Here is a 17,334-nt window from a genome sequence, read left to right on the forward strand (position 1 = left end):
CCCGCCACTACAATGACTGCTAAAATTAGGTACATAACAATATGCGCGGTATGTGCAATGTGGTTTACTGTTTTATTTTGACTAAGGGGGCGAGGTTTGGGGCTGAATACGCACCACAAAATTCTAAAAATAAGCACTGCGGCGAGCGTTATACCTATACTTTTATGTAAATCCAGTGAGCCTTTATACCAGCTGTCGTAATAGGTTAGCTCAACCATGTATAAGCCCAAGCCAAATAAACCAAACACGGTAAAAGCCATCAACCAGTGTAAAGTAATGGCAATAAGGCCATAAGATGTGGGCGTATTTTTAAACATGTGGGTTCCTCTAAATTCAATAATTTAAGAATATAGAGGGTGAAGAAAAACTAAAATAGCGTATACAAACAGCATCTGTGCATATACGCACATACAACTTGAGCTACAGTTTTACTAATTAGCTATTTGGTGTGTCAGTAAGGTTTATGTAAATTAGGCTATCAGGTGAGACTTGCAAACAGCTAATTAAGCCTTCTTTTATAAGCTCAAGCATAGCAATAAAGCTAACCACTACACCGCTTCGCCCTTCACTAAGGGTGAATAAATCGTTAAACGGCAGCGCTTTTTTTGCGTTACTCAGCTGGGCTAAAATTTTGCTCATCCGCTCACGGGTAGAGAGGGTTTCTGCTGTCACTTGGTGATGCTCAAATGTTTTGGCGCGCGCCATCACGTCGCTCAGTGCTAACATTAAATCTTTTAACTCAAGCTCTGGCAGGTTTTGAGCGGTATTTTCAATAACCGGCATTGTTGCATGTGCAACAAAAATATCACGGCCTACACGGGGGATGGCATCTATATTTTCGGCTGCTTTTTTAAACTGCTCGTATTCTTGTAAACGCTTGATCAGTTCTGCGCGGGGGTCTTCCTCTTCTTCGAGCTCTTCGTGCACAGGCAATAACAGACGCGATTTTATTTGTGCCAATAACGCTGCCATTACTAAGTACTCACCGGCAAGTTCTAACTGAAACTCACTCATCATTTCTACATAACTGACATATTGCTCAGTAATGCTAAAAATAGAGAGTTCGAGCACATCTAACTTGTGCTTTTTTATTAAATACAGCAGTAAATCAAGCGGGCCTTCAAAGGTTTCCAAAACAATTTCAAGTGCATCGGGCGGAATGTATAAATCTTCAGGTTTATCTACAACGGCTTTGCCATGCAAAAAAGCCAGTGGCAGCTTTTGCTGCACTGGCTCACTTTGAGTCTTTTTTTCGCTCTGTGTTGTATCACTCACCAAGGTTACTCAAACGGGCTGGTATCGCCACACCCTACACGCAAAATGTGAATATCATCTTCTGAAAGATCAATAACCGTGGTTGCTTGCTCTGCAAGGTGTCCGCCGTCAATAATTAAATCTACGTGTTTATCTAAACGCGTTAAAATTTCATCTGGATCTGATTCTGTAAACTCTTCTCCAGGTAAAATTAACGAACACGACATTAACGGCTCCCCAAGCTCTGCAAGTAATGCACATGCAATTGGATGCTCTATAACGCGCATACCAATGGTTTTTTTCTTATCGTTTAATAACCGCTTTGGCACCTCTTTTGTGCCTTTAAAAATAAAGGTGTATGGCCCTGGCGTATTATTTTTAATAAGCCTAAACATTTGGTTATCTACACGGGCATAAGTTGCCAGCTCAGATAAATCACGGCATACCAGCGTAAAGTTATGGTGTTTTTCTATTCCACGAATACGCTCAATGCGCTCTTTTGCTTGCTTATTACCGAGGTTACACCCTATCGCGTAGCCCGAATCTGTTGGGTATACAACTACCCCGCCCTGTTTAATAATATCAACCGCTTGGCTAATAAGTCGTGGCTGTGGGTTTGCTGGGTGAATATGAATTAATTGACTCATGATAATGCTCCTTCTTGCCCTTCCCACACTTGCCAAACCCCTTGGCAGTCTTTGGGTAAGTATAAGTTTTTACCTAGCTCTAAATAACTAGTTGGAAAATGAAAGTCAGAACCTTGCGAGCACAGTAAACCGTACTCTTGGCTCAATTGCCCTAAAAATTGGCGTTCAGTAGGCGCTTGTTGCGGCTGCGCAACTTCCATGGCATCGCCCCCGTCACTTTTGTATTGCACAAGTAACTTACGTAACCATTTATTAGACATTTGATAACGCCCTGGGTGTGCAAGTACTGCAACCCCGCCCGCAGCATGAATGGCGCTAATAGCTGTTTGCATATCACACCAATTGCTTGGAACATAACCTGTTTTGCTGCGCCCTAAGTATTTTTTAAATACCCCAGGAAAATTTTTAGCTACGCCTCTTTCAATCAATGCACGCGCAAAATGAGCACGTGTTATTTGAGCGTTTTCTGCCAGCGCCTTGGCTTGTTCGTAAATGCCATCAAAACCGTTTTTTGCCAGCCTTTTGCCAATTTCAATGGCGCGTTCATCACGCTTTTGCTGCTGCGCCGATAACAATGATGTAAGGGCATTGTTGTTTATATCAATATTTAGCCCAACAATATGTATTTCAAAGCTTTCCCACTTGGTAGAAATTTCTACGCCAGATATAAGCTTAAGCGGTAGGTTTTCTGTTTCGATAAACGCTTTTGCCGGCGTAATAGCAGCCACAGTGTCGTGATCGGTTATCGCAAACACATCAATGTTTTTTTCTACGGCGCGGTTTAATAATTGCTCAACTGTTAAATGTCCGTCTGAATGCGTTGTATGGCTGTGTAAATCGTATTTTATCAAAAGAAAACTGCTTAAATTTAAGGGTAATAGATGTTTATATAAGTATAACAACTTTTTTGACTAAATTGTTTTAAATAAACACTTGACACAAAAGCGCTAAATACGTTTTACTGTAGCCACTTTAAGACACATTAAGAATTAATAAAAATGATGAATTCAATTCAACACACTATTTGGTGGTGGCACTCATAATTTTTGGGTGATGAATTGTCGTGTCTAGCAAATATTCAAAACCCGCAACTATGCGGGTTTTTTTATAACTAAATTTTACGTATTTAATTTTTTATTTTGAGGCAAAAAAACATGAATAACGGTCTTACTCTTACACATCGTTGGTGGTGGCGCCTGATATAGCGGGACGGTAATGATCTGTTTGTAATTTAGATATCGTTATTCAAACCCCGCATTGCAAAAGCATTGCGGGGTTTTATTTTTTGAGGGAATGAGGTTTGATTTTTAGTCATATAACTACCACACCAGGCGAAGTTACTAGCATAACGCAAGTGCGCGACTACATTAGTAGCCCACTTGCACTTTATGCAGAACTTGATAAGCCTAATTCGCTACTGCTTGAATCAGCCGAAATTGATTCTAAAGACAGTGTTAAAAGCTTAATTTTAGTTGACTGCGCGCTGCGCATTGTTTGCCAAGGTAAAACCGTCACGGTAAGTGCTCAATCTAATAACGGTAAACAGTTACTGCCATATTTAAGAGCCAATGTACAAAGCTGCGATGCAACCTTAACCGACACAAGCCTAACTCTTGTTTATAAAGGCGGCTCTAATGACATTGACGAGGCAAGTAAACTGGTTGCCGATAATGCATTTAGCGCACTACGCACCTGTATAAACAGTATCAAAAGCACCACCGAAAACCCGTTTTCGGTATTTTTAGGTGGTGTATTTGCCTACGACATGGTGGCTAATTTTGAGCAGCTAAGCGACGTACCCGATGGCGAAAACACCTGCCCAGACTACGTATTTTACTTAGCCGAAACCTTAGTGGTTATCGACCATCAAAAACAAACCACCGAGCTTATTGGTAATGTGTTTAATGGCCCAGACGTACACGCTAATTGTTTTGAAGTAGGTAAAGAGCTAGAACGATTAAATGCCTTATGCGATAAAGCAGAAGAGTTTAGTGCGCCTATGCAAACAGGCACCTGCGATGTAAGTGTTGATATAAGCGATGAAACTTACTGCGAGCAAGTGGTTAAGCTTAAAAAGAACATCGTTGATGGTGATATTTTTCAGGTTGTGCCTTCGCGTACGTTTTCACTACCCTGCCCTGATTCGTTGCACGCATATAGCCAGCTTAAAAAGCAAAACCCAAGCCCTTATATGTTTTATATGCGCGATGAAGAATTTGCTTTATTTGGCGCCTCACCTGAGTCTGCGCTTAAATACGAAGTACAAAGCAAACAAGTTGAAGTTTACCCTATTGCCGGTACTCGCCCACGTGGAAAATTTGCCAATGGCGCAATCAACCCAGATTTAGACAGCCGTATAGAGCTTGAATTAAGAAACGATCAAAAAGAGCGTGCCGAGCATTTAATGCTGGTTGATTTAGCTCGTAACGATGTGGCACGCATTAGTGTAGCCGGCACGCGCCATGCAAAAGAGCTATTAAAAGTAGACCGCTACTCGCAAGTAATGCACTTGGTTTCTCGCGTGGTGGGCACATTAAAGCCTGAGCTTGATGCACTGCACGCTTACCAAGCGTGTATGAACATGGGCACGCTAGTAGGCGCTCCTAAAGTACGTGCTGCCGAACTTGTACGCCAAACCGAAGGCAAACGCCGTGGCAGCTACGGTGGCGCAGTAGGCTATTTAACAGGCGATGGTGCAATGGATAGCTGCATTGTTATTCGCTCAGCATTTGTTAAAAATAATACCGCGTATGTGCAAGCAGGTGCAGGTGTCGTTTACGATTCTGATCCACAAGCCGAAGCTAACGAAACCCGCGCTAAAGCCCAAGCGGTGATCACCGCCATAAAATCGACTTATGAGGCGGTATAAAATGAGCACAGCAAACCCAATGAAAATATACTTTTTAGATAACTTTGATTCGTTTAGCTACAACCTTGTTGATGAACTAACCATGCTGGGCTGTGAGCTTGTGGTATACAGAAATAACATAAGCGCAGAGGTTATTTTTAATAAAATGCGCCAAGAGCCTGGGCAAGTATTATTAGTGCTTTCGCCAGGACCTGGTGCCCCCAGTGATGCAGGTTGCTTAATGGAATTAATCGAACTGGCTAAAGGCCACTTCCCTATGCTGGGCATTTGCCTGGGGCAACAAGCACTTACACAAAGTTATGGCGGAGTAATCGGCCACGCTGGCGAAACCGTACATGGTAAGTCATCAATCATTAATTTAAACCCGCACCCGGTGTTTGAAGGAATGGGCAACACCATGCCCGTAGCCCGTTACCATTCATTAATGGCAACCAAGGTGCCTGAAAATATTGAGGTAATTGCACAATTTGACGATATTCCTATGGCCATATATCACCACGACGATAAAGCGTTAGGTTATCAATTTCATCCTGAGTCAATACTTACGCCAAATGGTGCAATGCTACTTCAACAAAGTGTTGCGTACTTAACGCGCACCAACTAATAGAGGACATTATGAGTACCCAAGCAAAAGAGACCATAAATGTTCAATACGCTATTGAGCAACTTATTCAAGGCAAGTCGTTAAACTATGCCCAATCAAACGCATTATTTAACCAAATAATGCAAGGTAACATGAGCGAAATAGAGCTCACTGCATTGCTAATCAGCCTTAAAATAAAAGGCGAAGTAAGTGATGAAATTGCCGGCGCTGCAGCGTCAATGCGAGAAAACGCCGTTGCCTTTACAACCGCTAGCACGCAACTTGCCGATAGCTGCGGCACCGGNGCTGCCGCGGGTATTAATATGGTAAAACATGGTAATCGCAGTGTATCGAGTAATTCGGGCTCTGCTGATTTATTAAAAGCATTGGGCATTAATATTGATATGAGCCCAGCACAGGCTGCACAGTGCCTTGAGCAAACCCATTTTACCTTTTTGTTTGCACCGCATTACCACAGTGGTGTACGCCACGCGATGGGCGTACGTACTGCGCTTAAAACACGTACCATTTTTAATATTTTAGGCCCACTTGCTAACCCTGCTGCACCACACGTGCAATTACTAGGTGTTTACGATAAGTCTTTATGTATGCCAATGGCGCAGACCCTTAAAACATTAGGCGCTAAGCGCGCGATGATAGTGCATGGTTCTGGCACTGACGAAATAGCCCTGCACGGCCCAACTAACGTAGTTGAGCTAAACAATGGCGAAATAACGCAGTACACATTAAACCCAAGCGACTTTGACCTTGCAAACTATTCACTTGAACAACTAGCCGGTGAAGGCCCACAATACAACGCAAATGCGAGCCTTGCTATTTTACAAGGTAAAGGCAGTGATGCGCACAATGCTGCAATCGTGGTCAATGTGGCTGCACTTTTATACCTAAGCGGTAAAGTACAGTCATTAAAAGAAGGCGCACAACAGGTACAAACATTACTAAGTTCAGGCAAAGCCATGAACACATTAAATGCAATTATTGAGGTAAGTCATGGCTAATGTATTAGACAAAATTGTTGCTGATAAAAAACAAGAGCTAATAGAGCGTAAAGCCGCGCGCCCACTAGAGAGCTTTAAACACCTAGCAGTGCCAACCAGCCGCAGCTTTTATAAAGCGTTAGCAAAGCCGGGTACGCAGTTTATTTTAGAATGTAAAAAAGCATCTCCTTCAAAAGGGCTAATAAGAGAGCCGTTTGATTTAACCGAGATCACCTCTGTTTATAAAAAATACGCCAGCTGCATGAGCGTACTTACAGATACTAAATACTTTCAAGGTAGTTTTGATTATTTAGAGTTTGTACGTAGCCAAGTAGAGCAACCACTTATTTGTAAAGACTTTTTTATTGATGAGTACCAAGTTTACATGGCACGTATTTATGGCGGCGATGCTATATTACTAATGCTTTCAGTGCTTGATGATGAACAATATAAAGCGCTACATGCAGTTGCCGACTCGCTTAACATGTCGGTATTGACCGAGGTTAGTAACGAAGAAGAAGTGCACCGCGCCCTTGCACTTGATGCACAAATTATTGGTATTAATAACCGTGACCTTCGCGATTTAAGCACTGATTTAGCCACCACCGAAAAGCTACGTACGCTTATCCCACAAGATAAAGTAGTTATTTCAGAGTCAGGTATTTACACTCATCAAGATGTTAAACGCCTAGCGCCATTATGTGATGGCTTTTTAATTGGCAGTTCTTTAATGGCTGAGCGCGATTTAGAACAAGCCTGCAAAAAAGTGATTTTAGGTGATAACAAAGTGTGCGGTTTAACCCGAGCACAAGACGTACAGGCCGCTTACAACAACGGCGCAGTGTACGGTGGACTCATTTTTTACCCTAAGTCGCCTCGTTATGTTGATTTAGATTGTGCGATTGAGCTGAGCCAAAGTGTGCCACTTAAATTTGTCGGTGTTTTTGTTAATGCAAGCCCGCAGCAAGTGGTACAATACGCGCACGAACTAAAACTTGCCGCAGTACAATTACACGGTCAAGAAAGTGACGATTACATTGCCGCATTACGTACACAGTTACCTAAAGGTTGTGAAATTTGGAAAGCACAGGCAATTAAAGATACATTGCCAACCCCAGCTACGGGCGTAGACCGCCATCTTTATGATACCCACAGCGATACACANACAAGCCGGTGGTACAGGTAAAGCATTTGATTGGGCAGTACTGCGCGACGCAACAACCCCCTTTATGCTAGCGGGTGGCTTAAATCCAGACAATATAAAAGACGCGCTTTCTCAAGGTGCCCTAGGCCTTGATTTAAATTCAGGCGTTGAAGAATCTGCGGGTAAAAAGTGCCCTATCAAATTACAAAATGCTTTTACAAGCATCAGAAATTATTGAGGTTATAATGCAAAATCCAGCTTATTTTGGCGAGTTTGGCGGTATGTTTGTACCTGAGCTACTTGTCCCTGCGCTTAAGCAGTTAGAGAACGAATTTAACAAAGCACAAAAAGACCCTGAGTTTGAGGCTGAGTTTACAAAATTATTAAACGAGTATGCCGGTCGCCCTACACCGCTTACATTAACGCGTAATTTAATTAAAAACCCTAAAGTAAAACTTTACCTAAAACGTGAAGATTTACTGCACGGCGGCGCACACAAAACCAACCAAGTACTTGGTCAAGCGTTGCTAACTAAACGTATGGGTAAAAAAGAAGTTATTGCCGAAACTGGAGCGGGCCAACACGGCGTGGCAACAGCCCTAGCCTGTGCATTACTTGGCTTAAAATGCCGCATTTATATGGGTGCTAAAGACGTTGAGCGCCAACAGCCTAACGTATTTAGAATGAAATTAATGGGCGCAGAGGTTATTCCGGTAACCGCCGGTTCTGGCACATTAAAAGATGCGGTAAACGAAGCGCTACGCGACTGGTCTGCAAACTACCAAGACGCTCACTACTTACTTGGTACCGCTGCGGGTCCTCATCCATTCCCAACAATTGTACGAGAGTATCAAAAAATCATTGGTGAAGAAGCTAAACAACAAGTATTAAAAGCAGAAGGACGCTTACCGGATGCCGNTAGCCTGTGTTGGCGGTGGCTCTAATGCCATTGGTATGTTTACTGACTTTATTGACGAGCCAAGTGTAAAACTTATTGGTGTAGAGCCTGCAGGTAAAGGCCTAGATACCCACGAGCACGGCGCTACAATTTGTAAAGGTACAAAAGGTATATTGCACGGTACCTATACGTACATTATGCAAAATGACGATGGCCAAATTGAAGAGTCATACTCAGTATCTGCCGGCCTAGATTACCCAGCAGTTGGACCACAGCACGCGTTTTTACACGAAACAGGCCGTGCTCAATATGTGGGTATTACCGATACAGAAGCCCTTGACGCGTTCCAAGCACTGGCTAAAAACGAAGGGATTATTCCAGCTCTTGAATCAAGCCATGCCCTTGCTTATGCGCTTAAATACGCCGAAGAGCAAACAGAAGAAAGCATTTTAGTGGTTAACTTAAGTGGCCGTGGCGATAAAGATTTAACCCACGTACACAGCGTTTTATCACAAGGAGGTCAGCTATGAGCCAGTTAAATACAGATCGTTACGGTAAAACCTTTGCTGCACTTAATGAGCAAAAACAAGGTGCATTTGTACCATTTGTTACCATTGGCGACCCAGGTAAAGAGCAAAGTATTGCCATTATTAAAAGCTTAATTGATGGCGGTGCGGATGCACTGGAGCTAGGTATTCCGTTTTCGGACCCAATCGCCGATGGCCCCGTTATTCAAGCGGCGAATATTCGTGCTCTCGATGTAAACATTAACACGCAAGATTGCTTTGATATTATTAAAGAAATACGCGATTACAATGCAGATATTCCAATTGGCTTATTATTGTATTCAAACCTTGTGTTTAAACGCGGTTTAGAAACATTTTATAAAGATGCTAAAGCGGCGGGCGTAGACTCTATTTTAGTTGCTGATGTACCACTGCATGAATCTAAAATGTTTAGAAAAGCAGCCATGGCAAACGGTGTAGACCCAATATTTATTGCCACACCCAATGCCGATGACGATACTCTGCGCCAATGTGCATCTTACGGCCGTGGCTACACGTATTTATTATCGCGTGCGGGTGTTACCGGCACCGATACTAAAGCGCAAATGCCAGCGGGTAACATAGTAACTAAGCTAAAAGAATACCATGCAGCCCCTGCTTTATTAGGCTTTGGTATTTCTACGCCCGATGATGTAAAAGCCGCTCTAAACGCCGGCGCAGCTGGTGCTATTTCAGGCTCAGCCGTTGTTAAAATTATTGAAGCAAACCTTAATGATTTAGATGCGATGACAACGCAGTTAAAAGCGTTTGTAGCTGATATGAAAGCGGCCACCGCACTGTAAAAAATTAAAATTTACGCATTAAAAAAGGGCATTTTCAATGCCCTTTTTTATTAAGCTCTACACTTAGTGAGCTTGATGCTTACCTTCTAAAATTTCTTCAATAAATTTTGCATTAAATGCTTCTAAATCTGCAGGGCTGCGGCTTGTTACTAAACCTTGGTCTACACTCACCTCTTCATCAACCCAGTTTGCACCAGCATTAATTAAATCACTTTTAATGCTTGGGAATGATGTAACGGTACGGTCGCGTAATTTATTAATTTCGGCAAGTAACCAAGGGGCATGGCAAATAGCTGCAACGGGTTTGTTTTTCTCGGCGCCAAAAAAACCATCTATAAACGCTTTTGCGTGCTTATCCTGGCGTAACGTATCTGGGTTAAATAAGCCACCTGGCAGCATAAGCGCATCGTAATCGCTGGCACTGGCATTTGTAACAAGTTTATCTACGCTTACTTTGTCGCCCCATTTATCTTCATCCCAGCCGGTGATTTCACCCTCTTTTACCGACACAATATCGATATCGGCGCCAGCATTAAGTAAAGCATCACGTGGAGATAATAGCTCACTTTGCTCAAAGCCATCGGTGGCTAAAATAGCAATTTTTTTGCCTTGTAAACGAGTGCTTGTTTGTAATGTAGACATATAGATCTCCTTATTGCGTTTAATAAAATGTTTCAATCACCCTATTAAAAGCATAACCGATGCCAAATTTAACCTATTGAAAATAATGGATAATATAAATTAAAGCTGTCAAAGCTATGTAAATCATTTAGAGGGTTTGAACAATCTACATAGCTTAATTTAAAGTGCGTATTAAAAACCAGCACACAAGCTTTGCTTACAAGATGAAGTAGTAAGGCATTAACTAAAAACTGGGTATTTATTTTGTAGACGCACCCTATTAGCGGGGTGCGCCGAACTATAATTTTATGATTAATAGCGCTAACTAAACCTAAAAAGGTAACCGGGCTATTAGCAAGTATTGGTTGCAGGAACTAGTCGCTGGTACTGTTCACTGGTAGCGGTCAATGCAAGTTGCTATTTAAAGGAGATCTTTTAATGCTTTGGCTGGTTTAAATACGGGTTTGTTAGCGCCTTCTATTTCAATGCTTTCGCCTGTTTGTGGGTTACGGCCAGTGCGCGCTGGGTAGTAGCTTAAAGCGAATGTACCAAATCCATTAATTTGCACTTGGTCGCCTTCAGATAACGATTTAGTAATTACCTTTTGTAAGCTAGTAAGGGCTGCTTGTGTGTCTTTTTTTGTTAGTTCACTGCGTTTGGCTATTTGGGCAACAAGTTGTGCTTTGTTCATTGTAGGCTCCTAAATGCACACTTAATCAGTGTTGGTTAAGTGTGGGAATATGATGATGGATAATTAAAGCCACGCAGGCTAAGGCTTACAGGGCAACAAGTCAACCTTGTAGTTGCCTAGTGTTATGTGGTAAAAACTTCCCTGACTTCTTTTTGTATAATTTAGGTAGTATATGCACGCATTGATTGAATACATCCCGCTAATATTATTTTTTGCGGTATTTAAATTAGTTGATATTTACTGGGCAACAGGCCTTTTAATGGTCACTACGCTTATTCAAGTTGCGTATAGCTACTTTAAGCACGGCCATGTACCTGCCCGCCAATGGCTATTTTTTGCTATTGCAGCGGTGTTTGGCACATTAACCTTAGTACTCCACGATGAGCAGTATATAAAATGGAAAGCCACGTTAATTTACGCCGGCCTAAGCCTTACCTTATTAATTAGCCGCTACGTGCTGAATAAAAATCTTGTTAAAAAAGCCCTTAGCTCAATCCTCGAAAACGCCAACGACTCTAAACAGGCGATTGAAGTACCTGAGCCGGTGTGGAATAAGCTTAACTTAATGTGGGTTGCCATTACCGCAGGTATTGCAGTGCTGAATATTTACATTGCGTATAATTTCTCACTCGATTTTTGGGTTAACTTTAAAGTGTTTGGCTTAATGGCCATTACCTTTGTGAGTATTTTAATCACTATTTTTGCTTTGTATAAATACTTCCCTGATGAAGAAGAACCCGCAAAGTAAAACACCTTCGTCATAAAAATGTCGTCTTTGCTTGATAGCGTGTAAAAAAAATCAATCAGAGACGACCTTGAACGCCAATCAATACCGCTGGTTTGAATTTACCCTAATATTTGTTTTATTGCCTTTAATAGGCTTTACCCTTCGTAGCTACCTAGCGAACTGGCTAATACCCGCACTGATTGTTTTAATGAGTGTGTGCTGCATGTTATTACTGAACGACCCTCACTTTAAGCGATTTAGACTTACAAGCCTGGGGCAGTTTTCTGCGGTAAAGCGCCGTTTATTTAGTTTCTTTTTTTTAGGTGCGCTTTTTTCAGGCGTGTTTTACGGCATTATTCATCAAGAAAACTGGTTTAGTATGCCGCTGAACTCATTTTATAACTGGTTACTTTTACTACTTCTATACCCGCTGCTGTCGGTATTACCACAAGAGCTAATTTTCAGGACCTACTTTTTTCATCGCTATAAACGCATTATGCCCAAAAAAAGAGTGCGTATAGTGGTAAGCGCAACGGTGTTTGCCCTTGCCCATATTGTGTATGCCAATTGGGTGGCTGTAGGCTTAGCATTTTTAGGCGGGCTATTATTTTCGTTTACCTACGCGCAAAGCCGTTCAACCATAGTGTGTGTAATTGAGCATAGCTTATGGGGATTGTGGATGTTTACACTGGGGATTGGCAGTTCATTAGACTCAGGAGCTATCAGCTAATAAGCTATTTTAAACACAAAAAAGCCGCGTTAATACGCGGCTTTTGAAAACTTTTTTTTAGCCTAAAATCCAAATAGCTTAAAGGCAAAAAACTTAGTCGCTACTGTGTTTATAAATATGGCTAATAAAATAACCGGAATAAACGTAGAAAGCGAAAAGTTAACGTATTTCTCCATAAAGCTACCGGCGTAATTTGGTGAGCCTTGGCTTAACTCATCTGTTAGGCGCGCTTTTTTCCAGCGGTACATAACAAATAAACACACCATTAAACCATTCAGTGGCAATATAGTGTCGTAAAATACATCATAAACAATATCAAAAAAGCTTTTATTACCGCTGCCGTAACTAGTAAACGACGTTAGGCTATCAACCATACCAAACGACATAGTACATAATATAGTTAACACACCTGTGGCTAGCGTTAAAATACCTAAGGCTTTTTTACGGCTGATCCCTTTGCGGTCGCTAAGGGTCGCTGTAGGTACTTCTACAATTGATACAAGCGAAGTAATCGCTGCAAAAAACACTAATAAAAAGAACGAAAACGCCACTGCAGACGCGCCAAAGAAACCAATATCATTTTGTAGTGCTAATAAAATTTTAGGTAAGTATACAAATATCATCGATACAGACGAGTCAGAAAGTGCGGCTGGGTCGGTATTAGGATCAAAACTAAATATAGCCGGTAACACCATTAAACCGGCAACAAATGCCACTAATGAGTCGGTAATAGCCACCATTTTAGCACTGCCAACAATGTCATCTTTTTTAGATATGTAAGAGGCGTAGGTCATTAAAATACCCATACCTAGCGATAGTGAGAAAAACGCTTGGCTTAGTGCACCATTAAGCACGCTGGCGCTCATTTTAGAAAAATCAGGAATAACATAATATTTAACACCAGCCATGGCGTTATCAAGCGTTAATACATACGATACAAGGGCAAGCAACATAACAAATAAAGCCGGCATTAAAAACTTAGCGGCTTTTTCTATGCCTTGTTTAACCCCACCCAATAAAATAAGGTTAACAATAATAACTACCACAGCCATGTAGCCNAAAAACAGTGTAGCTATTTATAAAGCTGCCAAAATGGCTCGGATCTGCCAATGCATCTAAATTACCCATCGCGGTTTGGCTTAAGTAACCAAAAATCCACACGGTAATAACCATGTAAAATACGGCAATCATAAACGGCGTTAATACAGCCAAAAAGCCTGCAAACTTCCATTTTTTGTCGTTATTTGCCAGCGCTTTGTACGAACCAAGTGGATCTTTTTGCGCGTTACGACCCATGGCCATTTCAGCCATCATTACCGGTAAACAAATAAAAGCAACAAACAAAGCGTATACAAGTAAAAATGCACCACCACCATTTTTAGTTGCCGACACAGGAAAACCTACTAAGTTGCCAATACCCACTGCCGAACCTGCTGCAGCCAGTATAAAGCCAAGACGGGAGCTAAAATGCTCTCTATTATTGCTCATGTATTAACCTTGTTATTTTTAAGTTATTCAAGCGACTCTACCAGTGTTGTGCCGCGCTTTTCAAGCAATTACACACTAAAAATAATTAATAACTGTAAACCTAGCTTTAACGGTAATTTGTTCACCAACTATCAACGTTGTGCTAGTATTTGCGTTATTAAACTTAACATTTTTTGAGAATTACTATGTTGTACATGATTTATTCAACCGACGTTGAAAACAGCTTACCGCTTAGAAAAGAAGCCCGCCCCGCCCACTTAGCACGTTTAAGCGAACTTGACTCTCAAAACCGTTTACTTGTTGCCGGCCCACTGCCAGCAATCGACAGTGAAGACCCGCAAGATGCTGGATTTACAGGTTCATTAGTCATTGCCGAATTTGATTCACTTGAAAAAGCACGTGAATGGGCAGCCTCTGATCCATACGTTGCAGCTGGCGTTTACGCAAACACCGTTGTAAAACCATATAAAAAAGTATTACCAGCGTAACGAACACCCTGAATTTAAAACGTTATTTAATTCAGGGTTGGTTCACTGCTAATTAATTAAGCTGGCGAACGTAAAAGCGCATATTGGACGTTTTTACTTGAGTTTTAGTAGCTTAGTTAATTAGAATAGCTGGGTTTGATCTAGGAGTTCCCGTCATGCGTGTATTATTAACCCTTGGTTTAATTGCCTGTATTAGCGTCAGTGGCGCCGTACACGCAAGTTCGACTGTTACCAAAGCAGTTAAAAAAACTGAGATCAGCAAAAAGAAAGCCGTAATACTTGCAAAAGAAGAAACTGACGGTAAAACCTTAAAAATTACAGAACAAGCAAAATTTTATACTGTACGTATACTCAAATCTGACGGCCACGTCGTTGATTTACATATAAATAAAAAAACCGGCGAAGTGAAAAAGGATTAGCAAATGCGAATTTTAGTTATAGAAGATGATTTACACTTAGCAGACAACCTACGTAATGCTTTAGAGAAAGAACGTTACAGTGTTGATTTATGTCACGATGGCGAAGCTGGCCTATTCCATATTACAGAATACCCGCTAGATATGGCGGTGGTTGATTTAGGCTTACCAAAAATTGACGGTATTGAGCTAATCAATAAAGCACGTGCACAAGGCGTGACGATCCCTATTTTAATCTTAACGGCGCGCGACCGCTGGCAAGACAAAGTTGAAGGCCTAGATGCAGGTGCCGACGACTACTTAACCAAGCCGTTTCATGTTGAAGAATTAATTGCGCGTTGTAACGCACTTATTCGCCGCAGTGCTGGTAAAGCAAACCCTGAAATGACAGCGGGTCCAATTAAAATTCATACTCGCTCACAACAAGTTTGGGTTAACGACAAAGAACTTAGCCTTACGGCTTATGAGTACAAAGTACTTGAGTATTTAATGGTTAACCCGCAAAAAGTAATTTCTAAATCAGAACTTACTGAGCACATTTACGACCAAGATTTCGATCTTGATTCTAACGTTATCGAAGTATTTGTACTTCGTCTGCGTAAAAAATTAGACCCTGAAGGCACATTAAACCCAGTAGAAACACTACGTGGGCGTGGTTACAGGCTTAAAAGTCAGTGGTAGCATCGCAAATATCGCTTAAAATAAGGCAAGGATTTATCCTTGTCTTTGTTTTATTGGTGGCACTGCCTATTTTGTTTTACTCGATTGGTAAAGCGTATTACGCCTCATTAGTCGAAACCACCGAAAAAAATCTAGAAGCCCACTTATACTCCCTTATTTCTGAAGTCGACTTTACTGAGCGCGGCATTATTATGCCCAGCACAATTTTAACGCCAGAGCTTAATAACTTAAATTCAGATACCTACGCCATGATTTACCGCGATGATGTACCTGTTTGGCACTCAGAGTCGGCAGTAAACGTAAACTTTAAACCCGAGTACATAGAGCCTAAAGCCGGTGCGGCCGACTTTAGACGTGTGGTTTACAACAATGCGGTTTACTGGCAATTAAGCCTAACGGTCATTTTAAATAATATTGACCAATCTGAGCAGGCACGTTTTATATTACTCAAACGAAACGATGCATTGCTAAGATTAATGGATGGCTTTAAACAAACCCTAGTCGATTGGATGTTTATAATGGGTATTGCGATTGCCGGTTTAATGGCAATTGGGTTTATTTGGAGCGGCCGGCCGTTACAACGTCTTGATAAAGAAATAAAAGCCATTGAGTCGGGCGATATTCAAGAAATTAAAGGCTTATACCCTGTAGAACTGCAAACAATTAAATCAGACCTAAATTTATTACTAGAGTCGCAGCAACGTCAAAAAGAGCGCTACAGAGCGTCTTTAAGTGACCTAGCGCATGCATTAAAAACGCCCCTTGCGGTATTAAAATCAAGCCCGCTTGCTAATGATGCCGATGCCCAAGAGCAACTTGATAGAATAAATGTGATGATCGAGCATCAGTTAAAACGTGCAGCCACTGGCGCCTCAGATACATGGAAAAAACAAACCCCAGTTAAACCTGTGGTTGATTCTATTTTAAGTGCAATGGCCAAGGTATACCGCGATAAAGACATTATATTTAATTGCACCGTGACCGATAAAGATTACTTTTTAGGTGACCAAACAGATTTAATGGAGTTACTGGGTAATTTAATTGATAACGCTTGTAAAGCGTGTCGCTCGCAAGTAGAAATACAGGTCATTCAAAGTAAAACACTGTGCATAGGCATTAGTGACGATGGACCCGGTGTACCCGAGGATAAACGCGAGTCTTTATTAACCCGTGGTACCCGCCTTGATACTTACGAAAGCGGCCACGGTGTTGGCATGGCGATAGTCTCTGACTTAGTTAAATCTTATAACGGTCACTTAACGATTAATAAGTCGGACACCTTGGGCGGCGCACAATTTATTTTAGAGTTTAATTACAATGATAAAAAATAGCCTTTTAATTACACTTGCGAGCCTATTAGCACTAAGTGCTAATGTCAGTGCGCAAGCACAGTGTACGCTTGAGCAAAACGCAACGCCAAGCCAAACTAAACGCTATACGCAGTGTTTAGACACCCAAATAAATCAGGCTAAATACAATCAGGGTACTTGGGTTCAAAAACGTAAATATGAACTCACTAAATTAGAAGAGCAAAGCGGAAATACGCAAATACTGATGTTGTTTAAGCGCAGCGTCGACAACCACCAAAAGTATATTGAAGCAAGCTGCCAATGGCGCTATATATTAAAACTGCCAAATGCCAGCCAAGCTGCTATTGATTACAAATTATGTGAACTTGCACTTATTGAACAGTTTACTCAAGTGCTTAAAAAGCCACTTTAAACGGGGATTAACACCCATAAAAAAAGCGA

At 41.5% G+C, this 17,334-nt stretch carries 17 protein-coding genes and 3 pseudogenes; 13 read left to right on the forward strand and 7 right to left on the reverse strand.

Annotation, left to right across the window (positions count from 1 at the left end; translation table 11 throughout):
- The 4 genes from L650_RS0107210 to rnm form a co-directional block, all read right to left on the reverse strand.
- A partial coding sequence (locus L650_RS0107210; protein WP_029772696.1) for a cytochrome b occupies positions 1-317 on the reverse strand: 317 nt, incomplete at its 3' end.
- 118 nt (positions 318-435) lie between these two features.
- The gene (locus L650_RS0107215; RefSeq protein WP_029772697.1) at positions 436-1,275 is read right to left on the reverse strand and encodes a segregation and condensation protein A; all 840 of its coding nucleotides are present in this window, start codon (positions 1,273-1,275) and stop codon (positions 436-438) included.
- Between the two features lie 5 nt (positions 1,276-1,280).
- Positions 1,281-1,901 (reverse strand): L-threonylcarbamoyladenylate synthase, encoded by a 621-nt coding sequence (locus tag L650_RS0107220; protein ID WP_004586789.1) that lies wholly within the window; start codon positions 1,899-1,901, stop codon positions 1,281-1,283.
- On the reverse strand, positions 1,898-2,752 hold the full coding sequence (rnm, locus tag L650_RS0107225; protein ID WP_004586790.1) for an RNase RNM: 855 nt from the start codon (positions 2,750-2,752) through the stop codon (positions 1,898-1,900). Before rnm ends, L650_RS0107220 begins: the two co-directional genes overlap by 4 nt.
- Positions 2,753-3,201: 449 nt before the next feature.
- On the opposite strand from rnm, the gene L650_RS0107230 reads away from it, so the two are divergent.
- From L650_RS0107230 to trpA, 6 genes and pseudogenes are all read left to right on the forward strand, one after another.
- Positions 3,202-4,770, forward strand: a complete 1,569-nt coding sequence (locus L650_RS0107230) for an anthranilate synthase component 1 (protein WP_029772698.1) — start codon at positions 3,202-3,204, stop codon at positions 4,768-4,770.
- Between the two features lies 1 nt (position 4,771).
- Positions 4,772-5,374: an aminodeoxychorismate/anthranilate synthase component II gene (locus tag L650_RS0107235; RefSeq protein WP_004586792.1), complete on the forward strand. Its 603-nt coding sequence runs from the start codon at positions 4,772-4,774 to the stop codon at positions 5,372-5,374.
- 11 nt (positions 5,375-5,385) lie between these two features.
- Positions 5,386-6,372, forward strand: a complete 987-nt coding sequence (gene trpD, locus L650_RS0107240; protein ID WP_029772699.1) for an anthranilate phosphoribosyltransferase — start codon at positions 5,386-5,388, stop codon at positions 6,370-6,372.
- Positions 6,365-7,733 (forward strand): annotated as a pseudogene (trpCF, locus tag L650_RS0107245) (bifunctional indole-3-glycerol-phosphate synthase TrpC/phosphoribosylanthranilate isomerase TrpF). Before trpD ends, trpCF begins: the two are co-directional and overlap by 8 nt.
- A gap of 7 nt (positions 7,734-7,740) precedes the next feature.
- Positions 7,741-8,923: pseudogene (gene trpB, locus L650_RS0107250) on the forward strand (tryptophan synthase subunit beta).
- A complete protein-coding gene (trpA, locus tag L650_RS0107255; RefSeq protein ID WP_004586796.1) occupies positions 8,920-9,741 on the forward strand; it encodes a tryptophan synthase subunit alpha in 822 nt (273 codons plus the stop codon). The pseudogene trpB and the gene trpA overlap by 4 nt, the downstream one beginning before the upstream one ends.
- 63 nt (positions 9,742-9,804) lie before the next feature.
- Here trpA and L650_RS0107260 read toward each other — a convergent pair whose 3' ends face one another.
- Together L650_RS0107260 and L650_RS0107270 are read right to left on the reverse strand one after the other, a co-directional pair.
- A complete protein-coding gene (locus tag L650_RS0107260) occupies positions 9,805-10,383 on the reverse strand; it encodes a type 1 glutamine amidotransferase domain-containing protein (RefSeq protein WP_004586797.1) in 579 nt (192 codons plus the stop codon).
- A gap of 400 nt (positions 10,384-10,783) precedes the next feature.
- Positions 10,784-11,053 (reverse strand): HU family DNA-binding protein, encoded by a 270-nt coding sequence (locus L650_RS0107270; RefSeq protein WP_004586798.1) that lies wholly within the window; start codon positions 11,051-11,053, stop codon positions 10,784-10,786.
- Positions 11,054-11,225: 172 nt separating this feature from the next.
- Here L650_RS0107270 and L650_RS0107275 point away from each other — a divergent pair, with 172 nt between their 5' ends.
- Both L650_RS0107275 and L650_RS0107280 read left to right on the forward strand, forming a co-directional pair.
- Entirely contained in the window at positions 11,226-11,801 is a 576-nt protein-coding gene (locus L650_RS0107275) for an inner membrane-spanning protein YciB (protein WP_004586799.1), read from the forward strand.
- A 67-nt stretch (positions 11,802-11,868) separates the two neighbouring features.
- Positions 11,869-12,510, forward strand: a complete 642-nt coding sequence (locus L650_RS0107280) for a CPBP family intramembrane glutamic endopeptidase (RefSeq protein WP_029772700.1) — start codon at positions 11,869-11,871, stop codon at positions 12,508-12,510.
- 62 nt (positions 12,511-12,572) lie between these two features.
- On the opposite strand, the pseudogene L650_RS0107285 reads toward L650_RS0107280, so the two are convergent.
- Positions 12,573-13,998, reverse strand: a pseudogene (locus L650_RS0107285) (sodium-dependent transporter).
- A gap of 185 nt (positions 13,999-14,183) precedes the next feature.
- Between L650_RS0107285 and L650_RS0107295 the strand changes: the two are divergent.
- The 5 genes from L650_RS0107295 to L650_RS0107315 all read left to right on the forward strand — a co-directional run bounded on the left by L650_RS0107295 (position 14,184) and on the right by L650_RS0107315 (position 17,305).
- Complete coding sequence (locus tag L650_RS0107295) at positions 14,184-14,486, forward strand: YciI family protein (RefSeq protein WP_004586802.1); 303 nt, start codon at positions 14,184-14,186, stop codon at positions 14,484-14,486.
- A 155-nt stretch (positions 14,487-14,641) separates the two neighbouring features.
- On the forward strand, positions 14,642-14,905 hold the full coding sequence (locus L650_RS0107300) for a PepSY domain-containing protein (RefSeq protein WP_024033445.1): 264 nt from the start codon (positions 14,642-14,644) through the stop codon (positions 14,903-14,905).
- Between the two features lie 3 nt (positions 14,906-14,908).
- Entirely contained in the window at positions 14,909-15,583 is a 675-nt protein-coding gene (locus L650_RS0107305; protein WP_004586804.1) for a response regulator transcription factor, read from the forward strand.
- Complete coding sequence (locus L650_RS0107310) at positions 15,577-16,914, forward strand: ATP-binding protein (RefSeq protein ID WP_004586805.1); 1,338 nt, start codon at positions 15,577-15,579, stop codon at positions 16,912-16,914. Before L650_RS0107305 ends, L650_RS0107310 begins: the two co-directional genes overlap by 7 nt.
- Entirely contained in the window at positions 16,901-17,305 is a 405-nt protein-coding gene (locus L650_RS0107315; RefSeq protein WP_029772701.1) for a hypothetical protein, read from the forward strand. The genes L650_RS0107310 and L650_RS0107315 overlap by 14 nt, the downstream gene beginning before the upstream one ends.
- Positions 17,306-17,334: the final 29 nt, after the last annotated feature.

Source organism: Pseudoalteromonas sp. TB51, assembly GCF_000498055.1.
Taxonomy (GTDB): domain Bacteria; phylum Pseudomonadota; class Gammaproteobacteria; order Enterobacterales; family Alteromonadaceae; genus Pseudoalteromonas; species Pseudoalteromonas atlantica.